The 22,203-nt window shown below is 69.4% G+C and carries 17 protein-coding genes and 4 pseudogenes; 11 read left to right on the top strand and 10 right to left on the bottom strand.

The genetic code is table 11. The annotated features are described in order from the left end of the window. Nucleotides 1-123: 123 nt before the first annotated feature. On the bottom strand, nt 124-516 hold the full coding sequence (locus A5688_RS27560; protein WP_131812113.1) for a hypothetical protein: 393 nt from the start codon (nt 514-516) through the stop codon (nt 124-126). A 141-nt stretch (nt 517-657) separates the two neighbouring features. Here A5688_RS27560 and A5688_RS12075 point away from each other — a divergent pair, with 141 nt between their 5' ends. The 5 genes from A5688_RS12075 (at nt 658) to A5688_RS12055 (ending at nt 7,096) form a co-directional block, all read left to right on the top strand. After that, entirely contained in the window at nt 658-1,074 is a 417-nt protein-coding gene (locus tag A5688_RS12075) for a DUF732 domain-containing protein (protein ID WP_082954991.1), read from the top strand. A gap of 126 nt (nt 1,075-1,200) precedes the next feature. Then, nucleotides 1,201-2,541 carry a type I glutamate--ammonia ligase gene (gene glnA / locus A5688_RS12070; RefSeq protein ID WP_067907433.1) on the top strand — a complete coding sequence of 447 codons (1,341 nt, stop codon included), beginning with the start codon at nt 1,201-1,203 and terminating at the stop codon, nt 2,539-2,541. 72 nt (nt 2,542-2,613) lie between these two features. Further along, the gene (locus tag A5688_RS12065; protein WP_067828017.1) at nt 2,614-5,598 is read left to right on the top strand and encodes a bifunctional [glutamine synthetase] adenylyltransferase/[glutamine synthetase]-adenylyl-L-tyrosine phosphorylase; all 2,985 of its coding nucleotides are present in this window, start codon (nt 2,614-2,616) and stop codon (nt 5,596-5,598) included. Next, nucleotides 5,595-6,239 carry a PaaI family thioesterase gene (locus A5688_RS12060; RefSeq protein WP_067907437.1) on the top strand — a complete coding sequence of 215 codons (645 nt, stop codon included), beginning with the start codon at nt 5,595-5,597 and terminating at the stop codon, nt 6,237-6,239. The genes A5688_RS12065 and A5688_RS12060 overlap by 4 nt, the downstream gene beginning before the upstream one ends. Further along, nucleotides 6,236-7,096, top strand: a complete 861-nt coding sequence (locus tag A5688_RS12055) for a TIGR03619 family F420-dependent LLM class oxidoreductase (RefSeq protein ID WP_067907440.1) — start codon at nt 6,236-6,238, stop codon at nt 7,094-7,096. Before A5688_RS12060 ends, A5688_RS12055 begins: the two co-directional genes overlap by 4 nt. Nucleotides 7,097-7,121: 25 nt before the next feature. On the opposite strand, the gene A5688_RS12050 is transcribed toward A5688_RS12055, so the two are convergent. Both A5688_RS12050 and glnA (A5688_RS12045) read right to left on the bottom strand, forming a co-directional pair. After that, nucleotides 7,122-8,663, bottom strand: coding sequence for an adenylate/guanylate cyclase domain-containing protein (locus A5688_RS12050; protein WP_067837725.1), 1,542 nt, complete (start codon nt 8,661-8,663; stop codon nt 7,122-7,124). A gap of 218 nt (nt 8,664-8,881) precedes the next feature. Then, nucleotides 8,882-10,318, bottom strand: coding sequence for a type I glutamate--ammonia ligase (gene glnA, locus A5688_RS12045; protein WP_067837728.1), 1,437 nt, complete (start codon nt 10,316-10,318; stop codon nt 8,882-8,884). Between the two features lie 244 nt (nt 10,319-10,562). Here glnA (A5688_RS12045) and A5688_RS12040 point away from each other — a divergent pair, with 244 nt between their 5' ends. Next, nucleotides 10,563-10,985, top strand: coding sequence for an RDD family protein (locus tag A5688_RS12040; protein WP_067837731.1), 423 nt, complete (start codon nt 10,563-10,565; stop codon nt 10,983-10,985). Between the two features lie 125 nt (nt 10,986-11,110). Here A5688_RS12040 and A5688_RS12035 read toward each other — a convergent pair whose 3' ends face one another. The 4 genes and pseudogenes from A5688_RS12035 to A5688_RS12020 form a co-directional block, all read right to left on the bottom strand. Beyond that, nucleotides 11,111-11,863, bottom strand: a complete 753-nt coding sequence (locus A5688_RS12035; protein ID WP_068268175.1) for a DUF4191 domain-containing protein — start codon at nt 11,861-11,863, stop codon at nt 11,111-11,113. Nucleotides 11,864-11,901: 38 nt separating this feature from the next. After that, the gene (gene lipA / locus A5688_RS12030; protein WP_067912201.1) at nt 11,902-12,843 is read right to left on the bottom strand and encodes a lipoyl synthase; all 942 of its coding nucleotides are present in this window, start codon (nt 12,841-12,843) and stop codon (nt 11,902-11,904) included. Then, nucleotides 12,840-13,538, bottom strand: coding sequence for a lipoyl(octanoyl) transferase LipB (gene lipB, locus A5688_RS12025; RefSeq protein WP_067839191.1), 699 nt, complete (start codon nt 13,536-13,538; stop codon nt 12,840-12,842). The genes lipA and lipB overlap by 4 nt, the downstream gene beginning before the upstream one ends. Before the next feature lie 126 nt (nt 13,539-13,664). Beyond that, nucleotides 13,665-14,075: pseudogene (locus tag A5688_RS12020) on the bottom strand (DUF1731 domain-containing protein); the annotation flags it as partial. Here A5688_RS12020 and sucB point away from each other — a divergent pair. Beyond that, nucleotides 14,028-15,089, top strand: a pseudogene (gene sucB / locus A5688_RS12015) (2-oxoglutarate dehydrogenase, E2 component, dihydrolipoamide succinyltransferase); the annotation flags it as partial. The pseudogenes A5688_RS12020 and sucB sit on opposite strands and share 48 nt — an antisense overlap. A gap of 11 nt (nt 15,090-15,100) precedes the next feature. Next, nucleotides 15,101-15,691 (top strand): annotated as a pseudogene (locus tag A5688_RS26880) (NAD-dependent epimerase/dehydratase family protein); the annotation flags it as partial. Here the strand turns inward: A5688_RS26880 and A5688_RS12010 are convergent. Then, nucleotides 15,632-16,381 (bottom strand): annotated as a pseudogene (locus tag A5688_RS12010) (biotin/lipoyl-containing protein); the annotation flags it as partial. The pseudogenes A5688_RS26880 and A5688_RS12010 sit on opposite strands and share 60 nt — an antisense overlap. 198 nt (nt 16,382-16,579) lie before the next feature. On the opposite strand from A5688_RS12010, the gene A5688_RS12005 reads away from it, so the two are divergent. Continuing rightward, nucleotides 16,580-18,358, top strand: a complete 1,779-nt coding sequence (locus A5688_RS12005; RefSeq protein ID WP_067839182.1) for an SDR family oxidoreductase — start codon at nt 16,580-16,582, stop codon at nt 18,356-18,358. On the opposite strand, the gene A5688_RS12000 is transcribed toward A5688_RS12005, so the two are convergent. Next, nucleotides 18,355-18,696: an aminopeptidase gene (locus A5688_RS12000; RefSeq protein ID WP_067839179.1), complete on the bottom strand. Its 342-nt coding sequence runs from the start codon at nt 18,694-18,696 to the stop codon at nt 18,355-18,357. The two genes, A5688_RS12005 and A5688_RS12000, sit on opposite strands and share 4 nt — an antisense overlap. Before the next feature lie 145 nt (nt 18,697-18,841). Between A5688_RS12000 and A5688_RS11995 the strand changes: the two genes are divergently transcribed. Both A5688_RS11995 and A5688_RS11990 read left to right on the top strand, forming a co-directional pair. Further along, on the top strand, nt 18,842-19,291 hold the full coding sequence (locus A5688_RS11995; RefSeq protein WP_067839177.1) for an SRPBCC domain-containing protein: 450 nt from the start codon (nt 18,842-18,844) through the stop codon (nt 19,289-19,291). Continuing rightward, the gene (locus A5688_RS11990) at nt 19,288-20,883 is read left to right on the top strand and encodes a phytoene desaturase family protein (protein ID WP_067839174.1); all 1,596 of its coding nucleotides are present in this window, start codon (nt 19,288-19,290) and stop codon (nt 20,881-20,883) included. The genes A5688_RS11995 and A5688_RS11990 overlap by 4 nt, the downstream gene beginning before the upstream one ends. A 13-nt stretch (nt 20,884-20,896) precedes the next feature. Here A5688_RS11990 and A5688_RS11985 read toward each other — a convergent pair. Continuing rightward, nucleotides 20,897-22,203: leucyl aminopeptidase (locus A5688_RS11985; protein WP_067912207.1), on the bottom strand; the 1,307-nt coding region annotated here is incomplete at its 5' end.

The raw sequence follows: 22,203 nt of genomic DNA, 5'->3' as shown, positions 1-22,203 counted from the left end.
ACCGCCGTCGTGCGCTATCTGGTCGCCGGCACGCCGCCGCCGGCCGCCTACCGCTGCCAGTCCTGACCCGCGCGGGGCGCCCGGTCTGCCGCCCGGTAGCACAAGGCACGCACGGGTTTTCGCTCACGGTGAGAGCTGGACATGTCCCCGCGGCGGTGGAGGCTGGGGCGGAGGCGGCGGTGCGGGCGGCGGCCCGTCCTGCGGTGCGGGCCCTTGCTGTTGTCGCGGCGGGGACTGCGGTTGCTCCGCCCTCGACGGCGGGGGCGCGACGGGTGGCTCGAGCGGCTTGACCGTCGGTGGGGGCGGGATCTGCGGCGGATCGGGGGTCAGCTCGCCCGCGGGAGCCGGCGTGATCAGCGCGGTGAGCGCCCGGTCGGATGCCCGGGCTGCCGGCAGCTGCGCAGCATTAACCGTGCTGATCAACGCGGCGATCACCGCATACGCAGCGAGTGCCCGCCGCCTACTCGAGGCCGTCGTCTGAAGGGGCGGGCTCCCGCCGCGGCCGGATGCGGTCATACGCCGATGATGCCGTCGCGCCACGCCGCTCAGCTGCGGGTTCGCGCGAAAGCGCTGTGGTGATTCACGATGCCAACCGGATACGATGTCGATCATTGCAGGCGCCAGCCACCTCCACTGTTACCACTCGGTATCCATTAGATGAGATCTGCCGAGCAGGTGACACGAAGAAACGAAGATTCTGCCGTGCGCATCCGAATCGCCCGCCTCGCAGCGGCTCTGGTCAACGCTTCGCTGCTGCTCGCCGTCGCAGTTGTCTGCGCCGGTGGCGCGGGGGCCGACCCGAATCAGGACGCGCAGTTCGTGGCGTTGCTCGCGCAGCAACAGATTCCGGCCACCGACAACGTGCCGGGGCTCGTCTATCGAGCCCGTGAGATTTGTGGCGAACTCGATCGCGGCTCCTCGGTCCAGGCCGCCGTGGACGAGGAGGTGAACACGGCGTACAAGGAAAATCCGTCCCTGCGCATCGTCGCCGATCGCGTCACGCGCACCGCGGTCAAATTCGTCACCGCATCGGTGGACGTCTACTGCCCAAACCATCAGGGTGAGCTGCCGTAGCGCCGACCGCGTCCGTTCGCACCGCCCGGCCCCGCCGGCACACGGCGTTCCGCCCGCAACCTTGGCAATGGTTCTGAGCGGGCATCGGTAACACAGAATTAACAGCAGTTGCATACTGTTCGAGATATGGATCGACAGAAGGAATTCGTCCTCCGCACCCTCGAGGAACGAGACATCCGGTTCGTTCGGCTGTGGTTTACCGATGTGCTCGGTTTCCTCAAGTCGGTCGCCATCGCCCCGGCCGAGCTCGAAGGCGCCTTCGAGGAGGGCATCGGCTTCGACGGATCCTCGATCGAGGGCTTCTCGCGGGTCTCGGAATCCGACACCGTGGCCAACCCCGACCCGTCGACCTTTCAGGTGCTGCCGTGGGCCTCGGCCAACGGCCACCACCACTCGGCGCGGATGTTCTGCGACATCACCATGCCGGACGGATCGCCGTCCTGGGCGGACCCGCGGCACGTGCTGCGCCGTCAGCTGCAGAAGGCCAACGACCTGGGCTTCTCCTGCTACGTGCACCCCGAGATCGAATTCTTCCTGCTGAAGCCGGGCCCCGACGACGGGACGCCGCCCATTCCCGTCGACAACGCCGGCTACTTCGACCAGGCGGTCCACGACTCGGCGTCGAACTTCCGCCGCCACGCGATCGAGGCCCTCGAATTCATGGGAATCTCGGTGGAGTTCAGCCACCACGAGGGCGCGCCCGGCCAGCAGGAGATCGACCTGCGCTTCGCCGACGCGCTGTCGATGGCCGACAACGTGATGACGTTCCGCTACGTCATCAAGGAGGTCGCGATCGAGAACGGCGCCCGCGCCACCTTCATGCCCAAGCCGTTCGGGCAGCATCCCGGCTCCGCGATGCACACCCACATGAGCCTGTTCGAGGGTGACGTCAACGCGTTCCACAGCCCCGACGACCCGCTGCAGCTCTCCGACGTGGGCAAGTCCTTCATCGCCGGGGTGCTCGAGCACGCGTCGGAGATCAGCGCGGTCACCAATCAATGGGTCAACTCCTACAAGCGACTCGTGGGCGGCGGCGAGGCGCCCACCGCCGCGTCGTGGGGTGCGGCCAACCGGTCCGCGCTGGTCCGGGTGCCCATGTACACGCCGCACAAGACGTCGTCGCGCCGCGTCGAGGTACGCAGCCCCGACTCGGCGTGCAACCCGTACCTGGCCTTCGCCGTGCTGCTGGCCGCGGGGCTGCGCGGGGTGGAGAAGGGCTACGTGCTGGGGCCGCAGGCCGAGGACAACGTGTGGGACCTGACCCCCGAAGAACGCATCGCGATGGGATATCGCGAGCTGCCGACCAGCCTGGACAGCGCGCTTCGCGCCATGGAGTCCTCCGAGCTGGTCGCGGAAACCTTGGGGGAGCACGTCTTTGACTTCTTCCTGCGCAATAAGCGCACGGAATGGGCCAACTACCGCAGCCACGTCACCCCCTACGAGCTGAACACCTACCTGTCCCTGTAGGTCCCGTTAGGGCGTATCCCGTTTCCGGACCGCGCCACTCGTGCCGCAACGGCGGCGGCTTGCGCTACGGTCGTGGTCGTGACCAAACCCGCGACGCAGCGCCCCAGGCTGCCCAGCGTCGGCCGGCTCGGGTTGGTCGATCCGCAAGCGGCCGAACGCATGGCGCAGCTGGGTTGGTACGACCACGACGACCAGGCCCACGTCGACCTGCTCTGGTCGCTGTCGCGCGCGGCCGATCCCGACGCCGCGCTGCTGGCCCTGGTCCGGCTGTCGGAGAACCCCGACGCCGGGTGGGATCAGCTCAACGCCGCCCTGCTCGCCGAACGCCCGCTGCGCGGCCGGCTGTTCGGCGTGCTCGGCTCGTCACTGGCCCTGGGCGATCACCTGATCGCGCAGCCGCAGTCCTGGAAACTCTTGCGCGGCAACGTCACACTGCCCACCCACGACGCGCTGTGCGCGAAGTTCGCCGAATGCGTCGACGAGGCGCTGGCGGCGCCCGGTTCGGCGATGGTGCGCCTTCGCACCCTCTACCGCGACCAGCTGCTGGTGCTGGCGGCGCTGGATCTGGCCGCGACGGTCGAGGACGAACCGGTGGTCCCCTTCACCGTGGTGGCGGCGCACCTGTCGGACCTGGCGGACGCCGCGCTGGCCGCGGCGCTGCGGGTGGCCGAGAACAGCGTCTGCGGTGACGGGACGCCGCCGCGGCTCGCGGTCATCGCGATGGGCAAATGCGGTGCCCGCGAACTGAACTACGTCAGCGACGTCGACGTCATCTTCGTCGGCGAGCAGGCCGACCCGGTCACCACCAGGGTGGCCAGCGAGATGATGCGGCTGGCCTCCGAGGCGTTCTTTCAGGTGGACGCCGGGCTGCGGCCGGAGGGCCGCAGCGGTGAGCTGGTCCGCACCGTCGAGTCGCACATCGCCTACTACCAGCGCTGGGCGAAGACCTGGGAATTCCAGGCGCTGCTCAAAGCCCGTGCGGCGGTGGGCGACGCGGAACTCGGCCAGCGCTACGTCGACGCGCTGATGCCGATGGTCTGGGTCGCCTGCGAGCGCGAGGATTTCGTGGTCGAGGTGCAGGCCATGCGCCGCCGGGTCGAGCAGCTGGTGCCCGCCGAGGTGCGCGGCCGCGAGATCAAGCTCGGCAGCGGCGGATTGCGCGACGTGGAATTCGCCGTGCAGCTCCTGCAGCTGGTCCACGGCCGCGGCGACGACTCGCTGCACGTGGCGTCGACGGTCGCCGCGCTGGCCGCGCTGGGCCAGGGCGGCTACATCGGGCGCGAGGACGCGGCCAACCTCACCGCCTCCTACGAGTTCCTCCGGCTGCTCGAGCACCGGTTGCAGCTGCAGCGCCTCAAGCGCACCCACCTGCTGCCCGAGGCCGACGACGAGGAGGCGGTGCGCTGGCTGGCGCGGGCCGCCCACATCCGGCCGGACGGACGCCACGACGCGGCGGGGGTGCTGCGCGAGGAGCTGCGGCACCAGAACCTGCGGGTGTCCCAGCTGCACGCCAAGCTCTTCTACCAGCCGCTGCTGGAATCGATCGGCCCGGCCGGCCTGGAGATCGCGCACGGCATGACGTCCGAAGCCGCCGAGCGCCAGCTGGCGGCGCTGGGCTACGAGGGCCCGCAGACCGCGCTGAAACACATGTCGGCCCTGGTCAACCTGAGCGGCCGGCGCGGCCGGGTGCAGTCGGTGCTGTTGCCCCGGCTGCTGAACTGGATGTCCTACACGCCCGACCCCGACGGCGGCCTGCTGGCCTACCGGCGGCTGTCCGAGGCGCTGTCCGGGGAAACCTGGTATCTGGCCACGCTGCGCGACAAGCCCGCGGTGGCCCGCCGGCTGATGCATGTGCTGGGCACCTCGGCGTACGTGCCGGACCTGCTGATGCGCGCGCCGCGGGTGATTCAGGACTACAGCGACGGCCCGTCCGGCCCGAGGCTGCTCGAGAGCGAGCCCGCCGCGGTGGCCCGCGCGCTGGTCGCCTCGGCCAGCCGCTACTCCGACCCGGTGCGGGCGATCGCCGCGGCGCGCACGCTGCGGCGTCGCGAGCTGGCCCGCATCGCGTCCGCCGACCTGCTCGGCATGCTCGAGGTCACCGACGTGTGCGGGGCGCTGACCTCGGTGTGGGTGGCGGTGCTGCAGGCCGCGCTGGACGCGATGATCCGGGCGAACCTGCCCGAGAATGGGAACGCGCCGGCCGCCATCGCCGTCATCGGCATGGGCCGGCTGGGTGGCGCCGAGTTGGGCTACGGATCCGACGCCGACGTGATGTTCGTCTGCGAACCGGCGCCCGGCGTCGAGGATTCCGCGGCGGTGCGCTGGGCGACGGGCGTCGCCGAACAGGTTCGGGCCCTGCTGGGGACGCCCAGCGTCGACCCGCCGCTGGAGGTCGACGCCAACCTGCGGCCCGAGGGGCGCAGCGGCGCGCTGGTGCGCACCCTGGCCTCGTACGCGGCCTACTACGAACAGTGGGCGCAGCCCTGGGAGATCCAGGCGCTGCTGCGCGCGCACGCGGTCGCCGGCGACGCGGAGCTGGGGCAGCGGTTCCTGCTGATGGCCGACAAGACGCGGTATCCGCCCAACGGGGTGTCCGGCGAGGCGATGCAGGAGATCCGGCGCATCAAGGCCCGCGTCGATTCCGAGCGGTTGCCGCGGGGCGCGGACCCCAACACGCACACCAAGCTGGGTCGCGGCGGACTGGCCGACGTCGAATGGACCGTGCAGTTGCTGCAACTGCGGCACGCACACGAGATTCCCGCGCTGCACAACACGTCGACGCTGCAGTGCCTGGACGCGATCGCCGCGGCCGACCTGGTGCCCGCCGACGAGGTGGAGCTGTTGCGGCAGGCCTGGCTGACCGCCACCCGGGCCCGCAACGCGCTGGTGCTGGTCCGCGGCAAGCCCACCGACCAGCTGCCCGGCCCCGGGCGTCAGCTCAACGCGGTCGCCGTGGCCGCGGGCTGGCCGACCGACGAGGGCGGGGAGTTCTTGGACAACTATCTGCGGGTGACGCGACGAGCAAAAGCGGTGGTGCGCAAGGTGTTTGGAAGTTGAGTCAGGAGGCCGGCGCGTTGGACGCCATATTCGAGGTGCTCAGCGCGGCGGAGGCCGATCGCGTCACCGCGCTGTACGCTCCGCTGGCCGATGCGGTCCGCGGGCTCGTCGACGCCACCATCCGGACCGAGGCCGACGACGACGTCGTCGCCGAGGCCAGGCGGGCGATCGAGGCCGTGACCGCGTCGCTGCGGCAGCGCACCCGTCCGGTCGGGGTGAGCTACCGCGTCAACGGTCGCCCACTGCCGTTGGGCAACGCCGCGATCGGCGTGTGCAATCCCATCGCCCCGCCGATCGTCGTGCACCACGAGGGCGACGGGCGCTGCTGGAGCGAGTTCGTGCTCGGCTCGGCCTACGAGGGTCCGCCCAAACTGGTGCACGGCGGCGTCAGCGCGCTGGTGCTCGACCACATGCTCGGCGAGGCCGCCAGCGAGGGGCTGTCGAAGGCGCGCTTCACCGGCACCATCACCGTCAAGTACCTGCGCGGCACCCCGCTGGGCCCGCTGCGCTGCGAGGCGTGGGTCGACGGCAAGGAGGGCCGCAAAGTCTTTGCGCGCGGCACCATTTCGGATGCCGCCGGTGTCACCGTCGAGGCCGACGGCGTCTTCATCGAGCCGGTCTGGGCGCAGGAGGTGCAGTGAAGTTCTACATCAGCAGCGCCTTCCTGAACACCCGCGAGATCATCGAGCTGGCCAAGGCGGCCGACGAGCTCGGCTACGACGGGATCGGGATCCCCGACCACGTCGTCAATCTCGAGACCCTGGACACCCCCTACCCGTACACCAAAGACGGCGAACGGCGCTGGCAGCCCTTCACCGACTGGCCCGACCCCTGGGTGCTCGTCGGGGCGCTGGCTCAGGTCACCACGCGGTTGCGGTTCGTCACCACCGTCTACATCCCGGCGATGCGCAACCCGTACTCCGCGGCCAAAGCCATTGGCACCGCCGCGGTTCTGGCGTCGGGCCGGGTGGAACTGGGCATCGGCGTGGGCTGGTGTCGCGAGGAATTCGCTTTGATGGGTGAGCAATTCGAGGCCCGCGGCAAGCGCACCGACGAAATCGTCGAACTGATGCGGGCGTTGTGGGCGCCGGGCTGGACGGAATTCGAGGGCCAGTTCTATTCCGCGCCGCGGCTGGAGATGCAACCCACCCCACCGCCGATACCCGTGTACGTCGGCGGGCTCAGCGATATCGCGCTGCGCCGCGCCGCCCGCAACGACGGCTGGATCGGCGATTTGATCAAGACCGAGCGGGCCATCGACGCGGTCGGGCGGCTGCGCGAGATGCGGGCCGAAAAGGGCTTGACCATGGACGATTTCACCATCCTGACGCCCCTCACCGACGCGTTCACCACGGCCGACTACCGGCGGGTCGAGGACGCCGGCATCACCGGAATCATCACGATGCCGTGGATGTTCTACGCCGGGCCCGACGCCAGCCTGGACGACAAGATCGACGGCATGCAGCGCTTTCGCAAGGACCTCGCGCTCGACGGCTAGCTGTACTGAGTCCGCTCCGGCTGTTTCAGCGGCGGCCGGTCGCCGGGGCGAGGTGCGCCATCCCGCGGAGAAGCCACGGTGCACGCGTCGCGATCAGCTCCACGGCGCGGTCCGAGCGGCGCATCGCGGTCTGACGGCTAGGGGTGGGTATCGACGCCAGTTTCGCCTCAGGCGATCCAGCCCGCGGGCCGTGGGGATCGACCGCCAGCAGTTGCCAACTGCCGGGCACGCCACGCAGCTCGACGCTGCCCCGGTCCTCGAAGCCAGTTCCCGAGCCGACGACCAGGTCACGCACGGTGCGGGAGACAAGTATGTCGCCCGCCCCTGCGTGCCCAAGGATCCGCGCCGCGATGTGTACAGCGATTCCCCCGATGTCGTCGTCCAGTAGTTCGCATTCGCCGGTGTGGATGCCGACGCGAATCTGGATGCCCAGGGTCTCGGCCTCCGAGCGCAACGCCTCGGCGCAGCGGATGGCCTGCGTCGGGCCGTCGAACGTGGTGAGGTGGCCGTCGCCGGTGCTCTTGACCACCATGCCGCCAAACCGTTGCGTGAGTTCGGCGGTGATCTCACCAAAGCGGTGTAGCACCGCGCGCCACCGCTCATCGCCGGCCGCCGCGGCGTGCTGGGTCGAGCCGACCATGTCGGTGAACAACACGGTGCGCAGGGCGCGATGTGACTGTGCAGGCGCGGCGTGGCTGCCGGTGAGGAATTCCTCGATCCCGGCCAGGATCTTGTCGGGCTCGGTAAAGAACGGTGCGTGGTCCACCCCCTCGACCTCGAGGTACCGCGCGCCGGGGATGTGGTCGGCGAGATACCGGCCGCCCTGCACCGGAACCGCGGGGTCCTCGCGGGCATGGATGACCAGGGTTGGCACGGTGATGGTTGGCAGGATCGGTCGCACGTCAGTTGAAAAGGCCGCTTCGAATGACGCCCGCGCCATTCCTGGGCTTGCGCTCATGCGCTCCAACATTGCGAGCTGGCGTATCGACCGGACCGATGGCGAACTGATGCTGGCTGCCGCACCGGTGCCCCATCCGGAGCGCACGGCGCGGCCGGCCTCCAACCAGCGGGCGACCTGTTCAATCGACGGCGTGTAGTCCTCACCCAGCTCGGAAAGAAAGCGTGCCCGCAGCTCGGCCGGGTCGTGATCCAGGTCGTCCCACCTGCCTGGGTTGAACGAGTATGTGGCGCAGAGGATCAGCGCCCGCACCCGATCCGGCCGTGCCGCCGCGAACATCATGGACGCCGGTCCACCGTCACTCAGGCCGGAGATGACGGCTTGTCGGAATCCGGCGGCGTCCATGACCGCCTCGATCTCGGCTACCCGGTCATCCAGCGTGCGCACTTTCGGCACCGGGTCCGAAAGCCCGACCCCGGCCTTGTCGAACCAAAGGACCCGACAGAACGTGGCAAGTTGCTCAATGAATGCTTTGAATTGGGGGAGGGTCCAGGCCAGCTCGATGTGGCTGACGAACGGCCCGACGATGACGAGCTCGATAGGCCCGTCGCCGAATACCTGATACGCCAGGCTGAGATCGCCACACGGTGCGTATGACGTTTCCGGCACGGATTTGAGCGTACTGCTGATCCCACCGCTCGGCGGCCCTCAGCCGCAGCACCACCGTGGGCCCCCACGGGCATTTGGCCCGACGCCGATGAGTCCACCCGCTCGGCGATCGGAGCTGGATCGCGGAGCGGATGGACTCAGTCGGAGCTACTGCGGACGGACTGCGGACGCTGTGACCAGTTCAGGAACGTTTCAGCTGGTCGCAGGCGTCAGCCGGCTTAGACGTCGTAGTACAGCGCGAACTCGTACGGGTGCGGCCGGATCTGGACCGGCAGGATCTCGTTCTCGCGCTTGAAGTTGATCCACGTCTCGATGAGGTCGGGCGTGAAAACGCCTCCCTCGGTGAGGTATTCGTGGTCTTCTTCCAGCCGGTCGATCACCGCGGACAGCTGCGTGGGCGCCTGCGGGATGTTGGCGGCCTCCTCGGGCGGCAGCTCGTAGAGGTCCTTGTCAACCGGCGCCTGCGGCTCGATCTTGTTCTTGATGCCGTCCAGGCCGGCCATCAGCATGGCCGAGAACGCCAGGTACGGGTTGCCCGACGAGTCGGGGCAACGGAACTCGAGCCGCTTGGCCTTCGGGTTGGTGCCGGTGATCGGGATGCGGACACACGCCGACCGGTTGCGCTGGCTGTAGACCAGGTTGATCGGGGCCTCGTAGCCGGGCACCAGGCGCTTGTAGGAGTTCACCGTGGGGTTGGTGAACGCCAGCAGCGAGGGCGCGTGGTGCAGCAGGCCGCCGATGTAGTGGCGGGCGGTGTCGGACAGGCCGGCGTAGCCGGTCTCGTCGTACATCAGCGGGCTGCCGTCTTTCCACAGCGACTGGTGGGTGTGCATGCCGGAACCGTTGTCGCCGAACAGCGGCTTGGGCATGAACGTGACGGTCTTCCCGTTGGCCCACGCGGTGTTCTTGACGATGTACTTGTAGAGCATCATGTCGTCGGCCGCGTGCAGCAGGGTGTTGAACTTGTAGTTGATCTCGGCCTGGCCGCCGGTGCCCACCTCGTGGTGGCCCTTCTCCAGGCTGAAGCCGGCCGTGATCAGGTTGGACAGCATCTTGTCGCGCAGGTCGACGTAGTGGTCGACGGGGGCGACGGGGAAGTAACCACCCTTGGGGCGCACCTTGTAGCCGCGGTTCGGGCTGCCGTCGAGCTCATTCGGCGAGCCGGTGTTCCACCAGCCCGAGATCGCGTCGATCTCGTAGAACGAGCCGTTGGTGCGCGAGTCGAAGCTCACCGAGTCGAAGATGTAGAACTCGGCCTCGGCGCCGAAGTAAGCGGTGTCGGCCACGCCGGTGCTGATCAGGTAGTTCTCGGCCTTACGGGCGATGTTGCGCGGGTCGCGCGAGTACGGCTCGAGGGTGAAGGGGTCGTGCACGAAGAAGTTGAGGTTCAGCGTCTTGGCTTCGCGGAACAGGTCGATCTGCGCGGTCGCCGGGTCGGGGAGGAGCAGCATGTCGGATTCGTGAATGGACTGGAATCCGCGAATCGACGAGCCGTCGAAAGCCAAGCCGTCCTCAAAGACGCTCTCGTCGAAGAACGAAATCGGGATTGTGAAGTGCTGCATGATGCCGGGCAGGTCACAGAACCGGACGTCGACAAATTCGACGTTTTCGTCCTTGGCGAGCTTGAAGACGTCGTCGGGCGTCGTTTCCGTCACAGAGTGCTCCTTTACTTGGTGAGATCCGCGGCCTGACGCTATGGAGCAGATGTTGCCCGTCAGTCAACCCGATGTTGCGCGCACGTTACGTGACCATGCCACACGCAAAAAGTGGCCGCTCCCGCGGCGGGTTCTATTGTGGGGCCATGGATCGCAAGATCGTATCTTTTCTGGTGGCCGGGCGCACCGTCTGCCCTCCTCATCGGGCCGGGCACGCGGGGCATTCGGACTGCGGTCCGCGGCGATGATGGCGGAATCGCGGTCCGCATACCCCGGCGAAAAGCTGGGGTTCCCGGAAAGCGGGCCGGGTTCGCTGGCGCCGATGGGCCGCCGGCTGGCCGCGCTGATGATCGACTGGTTGATCTCGTACGGCCTGGCCGCCCTGGCCATGCGCTTCGGCTTGTTCTCCCAGCACGCGCTGGCCACCGCGGTCCTGGTGATCTGGTTCGTGCTGGGCGTGGTGTTTCTGCGGTTGTTCGGGTTCACCCCTGGCCAGCTGGCGCTGCGCCTGCAGGTGGTGACGGTGGACGGACGCGGGCCGGTCGGCCTGGGCCGGGCGGTGGTGCGCGGAGTGCTGGTCGGAACGGTCGTCCCGGCACTGTTCACCGACTGGGACGGCCGCGGAATGCAGGATCGGCTGACCGCGACGGCCGTGGTGCGCCGCTGAGTTGGATGGCGGCGACCCGCTGCGCCCGGCTTGGGCCGCGCTTGCGATCGCCGCTGAGTTGGATGGCGGCGACCCGCTGCGCCCGGCTTCGCCGCGCTTGCGATCGCCGCTGAGTTGGATGGCGGCTATTTGCGGCGCACGGTGCGCTGCACACCGCGCATCTTGCCCGCGTTCGGCAGCGGCCCCTTGGGCATCACGGCGGCGCCGGCCCGCGACCCCAGCGCGGCCAACCGCGATTCCAGGGTGTCCATCTGCTTGACGGTGATGTTGGCCGGCAGGCGGGTCAGGTGGCGCTCCAGCTTGGCCAGCGACACCTCGTCCTCGCCGTTGCCGACGATGATGTCGTAGATCGGCACGTCGCCGATCAGGCGGGCGGTGCGCTTCTTCTCCTGCGCGAGCAGGGGTCGCACCCGCGTCGACGCTCCCTCGCCGACCAGGATGACGCCGGGACGGCCGATCACCCGATGCACGGCGTCGAAGTGGCCGGTCGCGGCGACCCCCGGGGTCACCCGCCACTTGCCGCGCAGGTTGTCCAAAGCCCATGCGGCGGCGCCGGTTTGGCCTTCGGCCTTGCGGTAGACCGACTTCTGCGCGCGACGGCCGAAGATGATGAAGGTGACCAAACCGCCCAGCAGCACGCCCAGCGGGATCAGGGTGAGCGTCGTCAGGCCGCCGGCCCACACCCCGACCCCCACCGAGACGCCGACGATCAGTACGAAAGCGCCGATCATGTACGGCAGCAGCCACTTGTCTTCCTGCCGCTGGATGTTGAACGCCTGCCACAGCTGGGCGCGGCGCTCCTTGGCCGCGGCCTTGCGAGCGGCCTGCGCCTGCGCTCTGGCGGCCTTGTTCTGCGCGGCGGTGCGGGGTTTAGCCATAGTCAAAGAATACGTAGGGCGGTGACGGGCGAACGCCGCTACCGTGCCGCGGCATCGTCGGTGCGGTTGCGGGCCGCTTGCTCGTAGAGCCGTCCGGCGCGGTAGGACGAGCGGACCAGCGGCCCGGCCAGCACCCCGGCGAAGCCGAGCTCCTCGGCGTGCTGGGCGAACTCGACGAATTCCTCCGGTTTCACCCAGCGCTCGACCGGGTGATGACGCGCCGACGGGCGCAGGTATTGGGTGATGGTGATGATGTCGCAGCCGGCGTCATGCAGGTTGGCCAGCGCGGTGCGCACCTCGTCGGGGGTCTCGCCCATGCCGAGGATGAGGTTGCTCTTGGTGACCAGCCCGGCGTCGCGCGCCGCGGTCAGCACGTCCAGGCTGCGCCGGTAGGTGAAGGCGGGCCGGATCCGCTTGAAGATGCGCGGCACGGTTTCGACGTTGTGCGCCAACACTTCCGGGCGTGACTCGAACACCTCGGCCAGCCGGGTGGGCTCGCCGTTGAAGTCGGGGATCAGCAGCTCGACGCCGGTCGACGGGTTGAGCTCCTTGATGGCGCGCACCGTCTCGGCGTACAGCCAGGCCCCGCCGTCGGGCAGGTCGTCGCGGGCCACGCCGGTGACCGTGGCGTAGCGCAGTCCCATCGTGTGCACGCTGTCGGCGACCCGCCGGGGTTCGTCGCGGTCCAGTTCGGCGGGCTTTCCGGTGTCGATCTGGCAGAAGTCGCAGCGGCGGGTGCACTGGTCACCGCCGATCAGAAAGGTGGCCTCGCGGTCCTCCCAGCATTCGAAGATGTTGGGGCACCCGGCCTCTTCGCAGACCGTGTGCAGTCCCTCCCGCCGGACCAGGCTCTTGAGCTGGGTGTACTCCGGGCCCATCCGGGCCCGCACCCTGATCCACGGCGGTTTGCGCTCGATCGGGGTCTCGGCGTTGCGCACTTCCAGGCGCAGCAGCTTGCGTCCTTCCGGTGCGACAGTCACATCGCCGATGCTACGCGTGCGGCGGGGTCATCACGGACCGGCAGCACGCCGTCGAGTGCGTCGCACACCGCGTCGGCGACCGCCGTCCGGACATCCTCGACCGACACCGGGTGGCGCAGTTCGGCCGACAGCGAGGTCACCCCGGCGTCGCTGATGCCGCACGGCACGATCGCGTTGAAGGCGTCCAGGTCGCAGTCGCAGTTGAGGGCGAATCCGTGCAGGGTGGTCGCGCGCGACACCCGGACGCCGATGGCGGCGACCTTGCGGTCCGGCCGGCCCTCGGTGCCCGGCACCCACACCCCGGATCGGCCAAGCACCCGGGCCGCGTCCACGCCCAGGTCGGCGCACACCTTGATCAGCGCTTCCTCCAGGCGTCGCACGTAGTTGACCACGTCGAGCGGTTCGGCCAGGCCGATGATCGGATACCCGACCAATTGGCCGGGCCCGTGCCAGGTGATCTTGCCGCCCCGGTCGGTGTCGATGACGGGGGTGCCGTCGACCGGCCGTTCGTGCGGCTCGGTGCGCCGGCCCGCGGTGTAGACCGCGGGGTGCTCCAGGAGCAGCAACGTGTCATTGCCGCCGGCCACCCGGGCGTCGGCCAGATCGCGTTGCTGCTGCCAGGCCAGGCGGTAGTCGACGGTGCCGAGCTGGCGGACGTCGATCAGGGCCTGGCTGGACCGGATGGATGCGATCACCTTCGCGACGGTACTCGGCGGGCGACCACGCCGCGACGGGGCGTCACGCTGGCGTGACGCTCGGCGGCATCAGCCACGCTGGCGTGACACTCGCCGTCCAGACGCTCGCCGGCTGACGCCGCGCCACTAGTCGTGGTCGCGCCGGGCGGTGGCGTAGGCGAGAGCCTCGCCAATGGTGTTGTGGTGGAAGGCGAAACCGGCGCGCTCCAGCGCGGACGGGATGGCTCGCTGACCCATCAGCAGGCCTTCTTCGGCGAACTCGCCCAGCGCGGCCCGGATGGCAAATCCGGGCACCATCAACGGGGTTGGGCGATTGACCGCCCGCCCGAACGCGGTGGTGAATTCGGCGTTGGTGACCGGCGCCGGGCCGGTCATGTTCACCGGCCCGGACAGCTCGCTGTCGAAAATCGCGAACAACAGCGCGCGCACTTCGTCTTCCAGCGTGATCCACGACATGTATTGCCGGCCGCCGCCCAGCCCCAGCCCCAGGCGCAGCCCAAGCCCGAACCCACGCCGGCGCCCGCGGCGCCGCAGCCCAAACCCGCTCCCGAGCCGAAAGCTGAACCGGCGCAGGCACAGCCGGCGAGCTCGGGGGCCAACGGCGCTCCGTATGTGACGCCGCTGGTGCGAAAGCTGGCCGCCGAAAACGACATCGACCTGAACTCGGTCACGGGCACCGGGGTGGGCGGTCGCATCCGCAAGCAAGACGTGCTGGCCGCCGCCGAGCAAAAGCAACAGGCCGCCAAGGCGCCCGCGGCCGCGCCGGCCCCCGCCGCCGTGGCCCCTCAGGCCGCCGCTGCGCCCACGCCGGCCCCGGCGCTGGCGCACCTGCGGGGCACCACGCAGAAGGCCAGCCGGATCCGCCAGATCACGGCGAACAAAACCCGCGAATCCCTGCAGGCGACAGCCCAACTCACCCAGACCCACGAGGTCGACATGACCAGGCTGGTCGGGTTGCGGGCCAGGGCCAAGGCGGCCTTCGCCGAGCGCGAGGGGGTGAACCTGACCTTCCTGCCGTTCATCGCCCGGGCGGTGATCGACGCGCTGAAGATCCACCCCAACATCAACGCGAGCTACAACGAGGAAACCAAGGAGATCACCTACTACGACGCCGAGCACCTCGGTTTCGCGGTGGACACCGAACAGGGCCTGCTCTCCCCCGTCGTGCACAACGCGGGCGACCTGTCCCTGGCCGGGCTGGCCAGGGCGATCGCCGACATCGCCGCGCGCGCCCGGTCGGGCAACCTGAAACCCGATGAGCTCTCCGGCGGCACCTTCACGATCACGAACATCGGCAGCCAGGGTGCGCTGTTCGACACCCCGATCCTGGTTCCGCCGCAGGCCGCCATGCTGGGCACCGGCGCGATCGTCAAGCGGCCGCGGGTCGTGGTCGACGACAGCGGCAACGAATCGATCGGCGTGCGCTCGATCTGCTATCTGCCACTGACCTATGACCACCGGCTGATCGACGGCGCCGACGCGGGCCGCTTCCTGACCACCATCAAGCACCGGCTAGAAGAAGGGGCTTTCGAGGCCGACCTCGGGCTCTAAAAAGGACGAACGTGGCTCGCGCTGGTCAGAATGCCGTCATCGCGATTGCGGGTTCGTCGGGCCTGATCGGGTCCGCGCTGGCCGCGGCCCTGCGTGCCGGCGATCACCGGGTGTTGCGCATCGTGCGCCGGGCACCGGCGAACTCCGACGAGCTGCACTGGAATCCCGAGAGCGGCGATCTGGATCCCGACACGCTGACCGACGTCGACGCCGTCGTCAACCTGTGCGGTGTCAACATCGGCAAGCGGCGGTGGTCGGGCGCCTTCAAGCAGAGTCTGCGGGACAGCCGCATCACCCCCACCGAAGTCCTGGCGCATGCCGTCGCCGACGCGGGTGTTGCGACCATGGTCAACGCCAGCGCGGTGGGCTTCTACGGCAACACCAAGGACCGCGTGGTCGACGAAAACGATCGCGCGGGAACGGGTTTCCTGGCCCGGCTGTGCGAGGACTGGGAGGCAGCCACGCTGCCGGCCCAGTACGGCGGCGCCCGGGTGGTGCTGGCCCGCACCGGACTCGTGTTCTCCCCCGCCGGTGGTGCGTTGGGCCGGTTGCGGCCGTTGTTCCGGACGGGCCTCGGCGCGCGGCTGGGCGGCGGCCGGCGCCGCGGGAGCGGCGGCTTCGGAACCGGCACCGATGCGCGCCAGCTCGCCGCCGACGGGCACGGTGGCGTCTTCCTCGGCGGTAATGCTGATCAGCACACCGGCCACCGGTGACGGGATCTCGGTGTCGACCTTGTCCGTGGACACCTCGACGAGCGCGTCGTCGACCTGGACCGAATCGCCGACCTTCTTGAGCCAGCGGGTGACCGTGCCCTCGGCGACCGACTCGCCGAGCTCGGGCATCAACACCGGGGTCGCGGCGCCGCCGCCGGAACTCTGCTGGGCGGGCGCGGGCTCCGGCTGGGCCTGGGGCTGCGGCTCCGGTTTGGGCTCGGGCTGGGGCGGCTCCGGCTCGGCTTGCGGCTCCGGCTGGGCTTGCGGCTCCGGCTGGCTCGGCGCCTGCGCGGCCGGTTGCGAGTCGCCCCCAGCCGCGCCGCCTGCGCCGCCACTTTCCGAGGCGTCACCGATGACCGCCAGCTCACCGCCCACCTCGACGGTGTCGTCCTCTTGGGCGACGATCTTGGTCAGCACGCCCGCGGCCGGCGACGGGATTTCGGTGTCGACCTTGTCGGTCGAGACCTCGACGAGCGGTTCGTCGAGTTCGACCGTGTCGCCTTCCTGCTTGAGCCAGCGGGTGACCGTCCCCTCGGTGACGCTCTCACCGAGTGCCGGCATCTGGACGGAGAAGGCCATCGTTTTTGACTCCTCGATCGCTCGTGGGTCGGGGCGGGTCGATCAGCTTGCTTACGGAAGGCGAAGTGGCAATCCAAAACTATCCTGTCACTGCGCCTTCGTCGGCACACATCCAGGGCAGATACCCCGCGCCGGGCGGGTGACACCGATCACGCTTGCTACGGTGTGGCCACTGCAGCCAGAGCGGGGAGGTCGGAGATGCCGCCAACACAACAAATACCGCAGCATTTTGTCGACAGCGCCGACGGCGCCCGCATCGCGGTCTACGAGGAGGGCAACCCCGAGGGCCCCACCGTCGTGCTGGTGCACGGGTTTCCCGACTCGCACGTGCTGTGGGACGGGGTCGTCCCGCTGCTGGCCGAGCGGTTCCGGATCATCCGCTACGACAACCGCGGCGTCGGGATGTCCTCGGCGCCCAAACCGGTATCGGCCTACAGCATGGACCGCTTCGCCGACGACTTCGCCGCGGTGACCGGCGAACTGAGCCCGGGCCGGCCCGTGCACGTGCTGGCCCACGACTGGGGCTCGGTGGGGGTATGGCACTACCTGAAGCGCCCCGGCGCCAATGACCGGGTCGCCACGTTCACGTCGGTGTCCGGGCCCGCACAGGACCAGCTGGTCGACTACATCTTCAGCGGCCTGCGGGCGCCCTGGCGGCCGCGCACCTTCGTCCGGGCGATCAGCCAGGCGCTGCGGCTGACCTACATGATCTTCTTCTCGATCCCGGTGCTCGCACCGCTGTTCCTCCGGCTGACCATGTCGGTCCCGGCGCTGCGGCGCAACGCGGTCGACAACATCCCCGACGAGCAGATCCACCACTCCGAGAAGCTGGCCTCCGACGCCGCCCACTCGGTGAAAACCTACCCCGCCAACTACTTTCGGTCGTTCTCCGGCCGCAAGCAGGGCGTCGCGGTCATCGACGTACCGGTGCAGCTCATCGTCAACACCAAGGACAAGTACGTGCGGCCCTACGGCTACGACCACACCCCGCGCTTCGTGCCGCGGTTGTGGCGCCGCGACATCCAGGCCGGCCACTTCTCGCCGATGTCGCACCCGCAGGTGATGGCGGCCGCGGTGCGCGAGTTCGCCGACCAGTCCGAGGGCAAGCCGCCCAGCCGCGCGCTGCTGCGCGCGCAGGTGGGGCGTCCCCGCGGCTCCTTCGGTGACACGCTGGTGTCGGTCACCGGGGCCGGCAGCGGAATCGGCCGCGAGACCGCGTTCGCGTTCGCGCGCGAAGGCGCCGAGCTGGTCATCAGCGACATCGACGAGGCGGCCGTCAAGGCCACCGCGGCCGAGATCGCCACCCGGGGCGGCGTCGCGCACGCCTACGTGCTCGACGTGTCGGACGCGCAGGCCGTGGAGTCGTTCGCCGAGCGGATCAGCACCGAGCACGGCGTCCCCGACATCGTCGTCAACAACGCCGGCATCGGGCACGCCGGCGGATTCCTGGACACCCCGCCGGAACAGTTCGACCGGGTGCTCGACGTCAACCTGGGCGGCGTGGTCAACGGGTGCCGGTCGTTCGCGCGACGGATGGTGGAGCGCGGCACCGGCGGATACATCGTCAACGTGTCGTCGATGGCGGCCTACGCCCCGCTGCAGTCGCTGAACGCCTACTGCACCTCGAAGGCGGCGACCTACATGTTCTCCGACTGCCTGCGCGCCGAACTCGACGCCGCCGGGGTGGGGCTGACCACGATCTGCCCCGGCGTCATCGACACGAACATCATCAACACCACCCGCTTCGACGTACCGGCCGGAAAGCAATCCGACGCCGTGGACGGCCGGCGCGGGCAACTCGGCAAGATGTTCGCGCTGCGCCACTACGGCCCCGACAAGGTCGCCAACGCGATCCTGTCATCGGTCAAGAAGAAGAAGCCTATCCGCCCGGTCGCACCGGAAGCCTATGCGCTGTACGGCCTTTCGCGCCTGGCCCCGCAGGGGCTGCGTAACGCCGCGCGGATGCGGGTGATCTAGACGCCCGGCGCCGCGCCGCGGCGTCCGGTCAGTAGCGTCGCGCCGATCGCGATGACCCCGAGTACGGCCAGCGGTATCGCCCACGCGCGCCGGCCGCCCACCGACGACTGGCACTGCGCCACATAGTCGGTGTGCGGGACGATCTGATTCAGGATCGGGATGTTCGCCCCACTGCTGTTGTTCGCGCTGCGGGCCTCGGAAAGGTCGGTCGCCACGGCGTTCCCGCATCCGACCGAGTGGCCGTTGCTGTCGGAAACCGACACCGGCGCCAGCAATCCGATGACTCCGGCCAGTAACAGCACGGCGCCCACACCGATGATCAATCGTCGCACCGTCATGTCTTCGCCCTTCGTCGTCGGGGATTTCGGCCGCTAGGGAGATTATCCGCGGTCCACCCCCGGTAAACGTCGGCGTCACGGCCGAATAACCCCTCGATTGCCGGGTATCCGGCCCCGGTAGTCGAGACACGGAGGGTTTTCTGAGGTGATCACTGCGACGCGCGAGGTGCCCGAGTCCTGTGAGCGGGTGTGGGAGGTGCTCGCCCAGGGCTGGACCTACACCCAGTGGGTGGTGGGCAACAGCCGGATGCGGGCCGTCGACCCGAACTGGCCCGAACCCGGCTCCTCGATCAGGCACTCGATCGGGATCTGGCCGTTGGTGATCAACGACGCGACCATTGTGGAGGAGTGCGAACCGCCGCACAAGCTGGTGCTGCGCGCCCGGCTGGGCCCGCTGGGTGCCGCGCGAATCACCATGCTGCTGCACGAGATTCCGCAGGGCTGCCGGATCGAGATGATCGAGGTGCCCGTCGAAGGTCCGATGGGGGCCGTTCCCGATGCCCTTGCGCTGGCCGCGGCGTACCCCCGGAACATGGAATGCCTGTGGCGGCTGGCCGCTTTGGCGGAGCGCCTGGAGCCGAGCCAGGTGAAGTGACCGTGCGCGACACCGCCGATGCGATAGTGATCGGGGCGGGGCACCACGGGCTGGTCGCGGCGTCCATGCTGGCCGACGCGGGTTGGGACGTGCTGGTGCTGGAAGCCCAGCCCGAACCCGGCGGCGCGGTGCGCAGCGCCGAGCTGACACCGGGCTACATCACCGACCTGTTCAGCTCCTACTACCCGATGACGGCGGCCTCGCCGGCGATGGCGGCGCTGCGGCTCGAAGACTTCGGGCTGCAATGGTCACACGCGCCGGCGGTGCTGGGCCATCCCCGCGGCGGCGGTGACGACGACCCGCCCATCCTGTATCGCGATCCGGACCGCACCGCAAAGGAATTCGCGCGACGGGAACCGGCCGACGGCGAAAACTGGTGGCGCCTGGTCGAGCTGTGGCAGAAGATCAAATCCCCGCTGCTGGACGCGATGCTGGCGCCGTTCCCGCCGCTGCGCCCGCTGATTTGGCTGCTGCTCAAGCTCGGCACCTCTGAGGCCATGCGGCTCGCCCGGCTGCTGGTGCAGCCCGCCAACGCGATGTCAGAGCAGCTCTTCGACGGTGAGGCGCCGCGGGTGTTGTTGTTGGGCAACGCAATGCACGCCGACGTCCCGGTGGACGCCCCCGTCAGCGGGGCCATGGGCTTTCTGATGACGATGCTGGGCCAGGACTACGGCTGGCCGGTTCCAGTCGGCGGTTCGGGCCAATTGACGGCCGCCCTGGTCAACCGGGCCCGCTGGGCCGGCGCCCAAATCGAGTGCAACCAGAACGTTTCCCGCATCCACGTGCGGGGTGGACGTGCTGTCGGCGTGACGACGACCGCGGGGCGCACGGTCGCGGCGCGCCGCGCGATCGTGGCCGACGTGACGGCGCCGCGGCTGTTTTGCGACATGCTGCCCGACGACGCCGTGCCGGCCGGCCTGCGCCGCGAACTCGAGCACTACGTGTGGGATCCGCCGGTGGTCAAGGTCAACTATGCGCTGCGCGAACCCATCCCGTGGCGGTCGAAAAGCCTGGCGGATGCGGGCACCGTCCACCTGGGCGCCGACGGTGACGGGCTGGTGCGCTGGGTGGCCGACCTGAACACCCGGACGGTGCCCCGGCACCCGTTCATGCTGTTGGGGCAGACCACCACCGCGGACCCGACCCGCTCGCCGCCGGGCACCGAAAGCGTCTGGGCCTACACGCATTTGCCGCGCCATGTGGCCGACGACGCGTCGGCCGAACGACTCGCGACGGCCGTGGACGACGTCATCGAGGAACACGCGCCGGGCTTCGGTTCGGCGGTGATCGACCGGTTCGTGCAGCGGCCGTCGGACCTGGAGGCCAGCGACGCCAACCTGCATCTCGGCGCGCTCAACGGCGGGACCGCGCAGCTGCCGCAGATGCTGATCTTTCGCCCCGCGGCCGGGATGGGCCGGGCCGAAACCCCGGTCCAGGGGCTGTATCTGGGCAGCGCGTCGGCCACCCCGGGCGGTTCGGTGCACGGCGCCTGCGGGCGCAACGCCGCCCGGGCCGCTCTGGCCGCGCACGGAATCACGGGATGGCCGCGCCGCAAGCTGACCAGCGCGGCGATATCCCTGCTGACGAAGTAGCGCCAGCCGTTCGCTAGCCGTTCTCGGCGATGTCTTCGAGCACCGCGAACATGGTCCGCGTCGGCACGCCGGTGGAGCCCTTCGGCGAGTAGCCCCACGGGCTGCCGGTGTTGTAGGCCGGGCCGGCGACGTCGATGTGCGCCCAATCCACGCCGTCGGCGACGAACTCCCGCAGGAACACCCCCGCTACCAGCATTCCGGCGAAGCGCTGCCCACTGATGTTCGACAGGTCGGCGACTCCCGACTTCAGGTCTTCCTTGAGTTCGTCGGGCAGCGGCATCGGCCAGCCGTTTTCGCCGACCCGCTGCGAGATCGACGCGACGCGGTCGCGGAACTCGTCGCTGCCCATCACCCCGGGAATGCGGGCGCCGAGGGCCACCGTCTGCGCGCCGGTCAGCGTGGACGTCTCGATCAGGTAATCGGGGTTGTCCTCGCAGGCCCGCACGATGGCGTCGGCCAGGATGAGCCGGCCCTCGGCGTCGGTGTTCTGCACCTCGACCGTGATGCCGCCGTACTGGGTCAGCACGTCGCCGGGCCGCTGCGCGGTGGCCGACGGCATGTTCTCGGCCATCGGCACGGTGGCGATCACGTCGATCGGAAGTTTGCGCTGCGCGGCCAGCGCCACGGTCGCGATCACCGCGGCGGCGCCGCCCATGTCGGAGGTCATGTGGTGCATGCCGGCCGCCGGCTTGATCGAGATGCCACCGGTGTCGAACGTGACGCCCTTGCCGACCAGCGCGACCTTCTTGGCCTGCTTGGACTTCTTGGCCAGCTTCGACCCGCGGTGGATCAGCCGCACCAGCCGCGGCGGACGCGACGAACCCTGGCCGACGCCGATGATCCCGCCGTAGCCGGCCTTTTGCAGCGCCTTGTCGTCCAGCACCTCCACCTCGAGGCCGACGGACTCACCCAAAGCCCTTGCCCGCTTGGCGAATTCGGCCGGAAAAAGGTGGCTGGGCGGGGTGTTGACGAAGTCGCGCGCGGTGGCGACGGCGGTCGCGACGGCCGCACCGTGCGCGGCGTCGTCCTTGGCGTCCTTCGCGGTGGCGAGCACCGTGATCTTGCGCAGCCCTTGATCTTTGGGCGCGGTCTTGTCGCTGCGGAATTCGGTGAACCGGTAGCTGCCCAGGATCAGACCCTCGACGACGGCCGAGCCGACACCGTCGCCGGGCAGCTCGGCCAGCGTGGTGATCACCGACTCGGTCTTGCCGAGCGACCGCGCGGCCACACCGGCGGCGCGACGGACGGTGTCGGCCGGCCACTCGGGTCGCGGTTTACCCAGGCCGATCGTCAGCACGCTGGACACCGGCAGCGACGGCA

This window comes from Mycobacterium mantenii, assembly GCF_001667865.1.
Lineage (GTDB): Bacteria > Actinomycetota > Actinomycetes > Mycobacteriales > Mycobacteriaceae > Mycobacterium > Mycobacterium mantenii_A.
Note: the sequence above shows the minus strand (reverse complement) of the source record. Positions and strands in the feature narration are given on the sequence as shown.

Excerpts from the sequence above, each read along its gene's own strand:
- A5688_RS27560 (WP_131812113.1), bottom strand. The coding sequence starts at position 516 with ATGACCGCATCCGGCCGCGGCGGGAGCCCGCCCCTTCAGACGACGGCC.
- A5688_RS12075 (WP_082954991.1), top strand. The coding sequence starts at position 658 with ATGAGATCTGCCGAGCAGGTGACACGAAGAAACGAAGATTCTGCCGTG.
- glnA (WP_067907433.1), top strand. The coding sequence starts at position 1,201 with ATGGATCGACAGAAGGAATTCGTCCTCCGCACCCTCGAGGAACGAGAC.
- A5688_RS12040 (WP_067837731.1), top strand. The coding sequence starts at position 10,563 with ATGATGGCGGAATCGCGGTCCGCATACCCCGGCGAAAAGCTGGGGTTC.
- A5688_RS12035 (WP_068268175.1), bottom strand. The coding sequence starts at position 11,863 with ATGGCTAAACCCCGCACCGCCGCGCAGAACAAGGCCGCCAGAGCGCAG.
- A5688_RS12005 (WP_067839182.1), top strand. The coding sequence starts at position 16,580 with ATGCCGCCAACACAACAAATACCGCAGCATTTTGTCGACAGCGCCGAC.
- A5688_RS12000 (WP_067839179.1), bottom strand. The coding sequence starts at position 18,696 with ATGACGGTGCGACGATTGATCATCGGTGTGGGCGCCGTGCTGTTACTG.